This is a genomic window from Bradyrhizobium sp. P2_E8 (genome assembly GCF_056403875.1).
The window spans coordinates 1-4,318 of sequence record NZ_JBFUES010000674.1 but is presented as its reverse complement, the minus strand read 5'-3'; the positions used below and the strand labels follow the sequence as shown (position 1 = coordinate 4,318).

Annotated in this window: 4 protein-coding genes; 2 read left to right on the top strand and 2 right to left on the bottom strand. The window is 64.6% G+C overall.

Annotation, left to right across the window (positions count from 1 at the left end; translation table 11 throughout):
* Positions 1-1,199 (bottom strand): AMP-binding protein (locus AC1D00_RS29270; protein ID WP_477013059.1); only part of this gene is annotated, 1,199 nt, incomplete at its 3' end.
* 247 nt (positions 1,200-1,446) lie between these two features.
* Between AC1D00_RS29270 and AC1D00_RS29265 the strand changes: the two genes are divergently transcribed.
* Both AC1D00_RS29265 and AC1D00_RS29260 read left to right on the top strand, forming a co-directional pair.
* Positions 1,447-2,544 carry a SecDF P1 head subdomain-containing protein gene (locus AC1D00_RS29265; protein ID WP_477013058.1) on the top strand — a complete coding sequence of 366 codons (1,098 nt, stop codon included), beginning with the start codon at positions 1,447-1,449 and terminating at the stop codon, positions 2,542-2,544.
* A 262-nt stretch (positions 2,545-2,806) separates the two neighbouring features.
* Positions 2,807-3,613 carry a Crp/Fnr family transcriptional regulator gene (locus AC1D00_RS29260; RefSeq protein WP_027548663.1) on the top strand — a complete coding sequence of 269 codons (807 nt, stop codon included), beginning with the start codon at positions 2,807-2,809 and terminating at the stop codon, positions 3,611-3,613.
* Positions 3,614-3,626: 13 nt separating this feature from the next.
* On the opposite strand, the gene AC1D00_RS29255 is transcribed toward AC1D00_RS29260, so the two are convergent.
* Positions 3,627-4,268, bottom strand: coding sequence for a glutathione S-transferase family protein (locus AC1D00_RS29255; RefSeq protein ID WP_477013057.1), 642 nt, complete (start codon positions 4,266-4,268; stop codon positions 3,627-3,629).
* Positions 4,269-4,318: the final 50 nt, after the last annotated feature.

The following is a 4,318-nucleotide window of genomic DNA, read 5'->3' as shown; positions in this document are numbered from 1 at the left end:
TGCACTATGCGCACGCGCGCATAAGGCATGGGAAGGCCGACCGAGCCGAGCCGGATCGGCCGCGACGGATAGGCCAGCGTGTGCACGCTCGATGTCTCGGTCATGCCGTAGACCTCGACCACCGGCAGCTTCAGCTTCTCCTGGATCGCCGAGCCGACCGCGACCGGAATCGCCGAGCCGCCGCCGGCGGCATATTTCAGGCTGGAGATGTCGGCATTATCAGGCGGCACCGCCAACGTCGCGGCCAGCACCGTCGGCACGCTCGACAGCGCCTCGGGCTTGAAGCGCTCGACCAGCCCCCAGATGTTCTTCACCGCATTCGGATTGCGCCACCCGCTCGGCGACAGCACGACCAGCGAGCCGCCACTCGACAGCGTCAGCAGCACCTGCGTCAGCGATCCACCGACGTGAAACAGCGGCATGCCGAACAGCATGTTGGCGCCCGGCTTCGACTTCAGCAGCAGATTGAGCGCCCAGGCCTGATAGACTTGGTTGGCGTGAGTATGCCGCACCAGCTTCGGCGTGCCGGTGGTGCCGCCGGTGTGGAAATAGGCGGCGATATCGCTGCCGAGAATCGTGCGTCCGCTGACGAGGCGATCGGCCGGCTGCTGCTTGATGAGATCGTTGAAGGCAAAGATTCCCTTGGCGGGGTCGCCGCCACCGAACACCTGCACGATCGCCTTGAGATGCTTGAGCTGCGGGCGGATCTGCTCGACCTTCTGCCAGATGTCGGTGCCGGGCATCGGCCCGAGCGCCACCAGGATCTTCGTGTTCGCGGCCTCCAGGATTTCCGCGATCTGGTGCGGCTCGAGCAACGGATTGACGGGATTGGCGATGCCGGCGGCTTCCGCGCCGAACAGCGTCACGAAGGCGTCGGGCACCAGCGGCAGCATGAAGCTGATGACGTCGCCCTTCTCCGCGCCGAGCGCGTGAAACATGTTGGCGGCCTGCGTGACGCGGCCGATGAAGTCGCGGTACGTGACCACAACCGGCGTGTCCGCCGGATCGGCGTTTTGCAGGAACTGGATCGCGGCCCCGTCGGGATTGCGCGCCGCGCCGAGCCTGATGGCGTCATAGGTGCTCTCGGCCGCGACGCGATCGGTGTAAGGAACCTGCTCGAWGGCCCGGACCTCTGCGTCTGTCGCCAGGTCCGGATAGTCGTTGCCGATCAGCCGATCGAGCGCGTGGATGCCCGCCATGGAATTCCGTCCTCCCTCAGATGCACTTCCCCGCCCCCTGTCTTTTGACATTTTGGTTCGGCGAGGTCTCGGCCGATGGCCGGTCGAGCGCGGACAGAATGATGGATGATTGAGCGTTCGTCCATGGCCGAACGGCTACGGCCGTAGCAGCGTATTCGAGACCATTGAACCTCCGCGCCCGATCCGGGGACCAAGAACTGGCATCGGACTCGCCTGCCAGCGTCCTGCCGCAAGACTCGAGGAAATCATGACCACGCCCCCGCGGGACTGCGTCACCCGGCTGATTGTCGCGCTCGCCGTGACTTCGGCCATCATGACTTCAGCGATCGTCCTGCCTCGCGCGGCGCTCGCCGAGGACAGCCAGTTCGACAAGATGCGTGCCAGGATCGCCGCCTTCGTCGCCGACAAGATGGAGAAGCTGGGCGGCTCGCGCATCGTCTACAAGGTGGACAGCGATGGCCTGCGCGAGAGCGTCGTCACGGATTTGCGCGACGATGTCTACAAGACCTTGCGCGAGGGCAAGATTGCCTTCGCCGGTCTTGCGATCCGCGACGCCGGCGTCGAACTGAAGATCGCGGATGCCAAGGGCCGCGAAGAGTTGAAGCGCAAACTCGCCTCGGCCGCGGAGGGATTGCCATCGCATGCGCTCACGGTGACCGACGGTGGCGACGGACTTATCAGGCTCGCGGCGACCGATGCCGCATCCGCGGCACGGCTGCGCGATCTCGTCGAAGATTCCATCGCCATGATCGAGCAGCGCCTCAAGGACGCCGGCATCAACCTCGCCAGCGTCCAGCCTGATGGCACGGATCGCATCCGCATTTTCATCCCGGGCATGATGGAGCCCGGGCGCGTGACCGCGGTCTTCGCCAGGAAGGTCAAGGTCGGCTTCCGCCTGATCGACGTCTCGATGCCGGCGGAGCAGGCACAATCCGGCACGCCGCCCACGGGCACCGAAGTCCTGCCCGGCTTCAAGGACGGGCGGCATTACCTGGTCGCCAAGGACAGCGCGCTCGACGGCGACGACATCAGCTATGCCGGCCCGGGATTTGCCAGCGGCACGAAGGACCCGATCGCCTCGTTCCGCTTTAACGGCCGCGGCACGCGGCGCTTCGCCCACATCRCCGCAGAGAACGTCGGAAGACCCTTCGCCATCGTGCTCGACGACAAAGTGATCTCCGCCCCGGTGATCCGCGAGCCCATCACCGGAGGCTCCGGCCAGATCTCCGGCAATTTCACCCTGGAGGAAGCCAATAGCGTCGCGATGCTGCTGCGCGCCGGTTCGCTGCCGGGGCACCTCGACCTCGTCGAGCAGCAGGTCGTGCAGCCCGCCGCCAAGCCATAAGGCTGGTCGCCCTGCGCCCCCGCCCCACCGGGGCGCCACGGTCCACGGCGGCGAAGCCCGGCGCCCCCGGGGGGCCCCGAATCACGGGCGCGCCACGGCCACGCGCACACCAACGGGCAATTGCCGAAACGCCCGATCAGGCTAAAATTTGCCTCTTGCGACATGGCGGCCGAAGGCTTCATTTCAAGCAGTCGTCATTCGATTTCGGCTATACGTGTCGAGCATACCGACCAGGACTGAAGGCCTTACGCGGGGTTAGTACATGCCGTCCGGCAGCGCAGACATTTCCTCGATCCTCGACCGCATTCTCGATGCGGCGACGGACAATCTCAGGATCGCGAAGATCCTGGTCCAGATGGGCCTCGATCCCAACAACGTCACCTACGACGCGATCTTCAACCGGATGCTGGAGATCTTTGTCCAAAACATCACGCTGGCCAATCTGTTCGCCGCGGTCGGCGCCGGGTTCTTCGTCGCCACCCTCCTGATGCGGACGATGGTGCCCCTGCGMGTCGCCAACATGGTCGGCTGTGCGTTCTTCGCCGTGTTCGGCGCGCTCTCGGCCAACGTCTCGACCTTCCTGCTCTATCTGCTACTGCTTCCGATCAACGCCCTGCGCCTGCGGCAGATGCTCAAGCTGGTCAAGAAGGCGCGCCATGCGGCCGAAGGCGACATGTCGATCGAGTGGCTCAAGCCGTTCATGACCGAGCGCAAATATCGCAGTGGCGATACGCTCTTCAAACTGGGCGATCCCGCCAAGGAGATGCTCCTCACGGTCACCGGCAAGTTCCTGGTCAAGGAGATCAATGTCGAGATCGGGCCCGGAGCTCTCATGGGAGAGCTCGGCTTCCTCACGCCGGACAACCGGCGCACCGGAACGATCGAATGCATCGAAGACGGACAGGTGCTGACGATCACCTATGACCGCTTGCTCGAGATCTATTTTCAGGATCCGCAGTTCGGCTATTACTTCCTGGTGCTGACCAGCCAGCGCCTGCTGCAGAACATCGATCGCTTGCAGAAGCAGCTGGCGAACGAGCGGGCGGCCACCACGAACCGGATCGCGTGAACCGGGCAGCCGCTCAGCTCAGCAGCAGCACCATTCCCGGATCGCCCTTCTCCATCGCGCGCCGGTAGGCCGCCCGCGCGCCGATGCGGCCGAGATAGTTCACCACGTTCGGGCAGCGCGACAGATCGTAGGGCTGGAAGTAGCGCATCGTGGTGAGCGAGAAGCCCATCATGATGTCGGCGGTGGTGAAGCTGTCGCCCGCCAGATATTCGGCGTCGCGAACCCGCGCATCGACCAGGTCGAAGGCGCGGTCGGTCCGCCCTCTGCTCGCGACCAGCATCGGATTGTCCTCGGCGAGCTTGAGCCGGTTCAGGATCATCAGCCGGCCCATGCCGGCCTGCAGCGTGCCGTTGGCGAAGTGAAACCAGTACAGGAACTGCGCGAAATCAGGATGATCTGGGCGGAGCGCAAGGCGTCCATTACCGTATTTGGCCATGATGTAATCGACGATGGCGCCGGACTCGGCGAGCACGAAGTCGCCGTCGGTGATCACGGGTGCTGACCCGATCGGATGCAGCGCCTTGTAGTCGGGCGGCGCCAGCATGGTAACGGGATCGCGCGCGTAGCGCTTCAGCTCGTAGGGGATTTCGAGCTCCTCGCACAGCCAGACGATGCGCTCGGATTGCGACTTGCCGAGATGATGGACGGTGAGCATGGCGCCTCCTTGCGATCGCAATTTGGATCAGTCGCGGTGCTGTATCATAC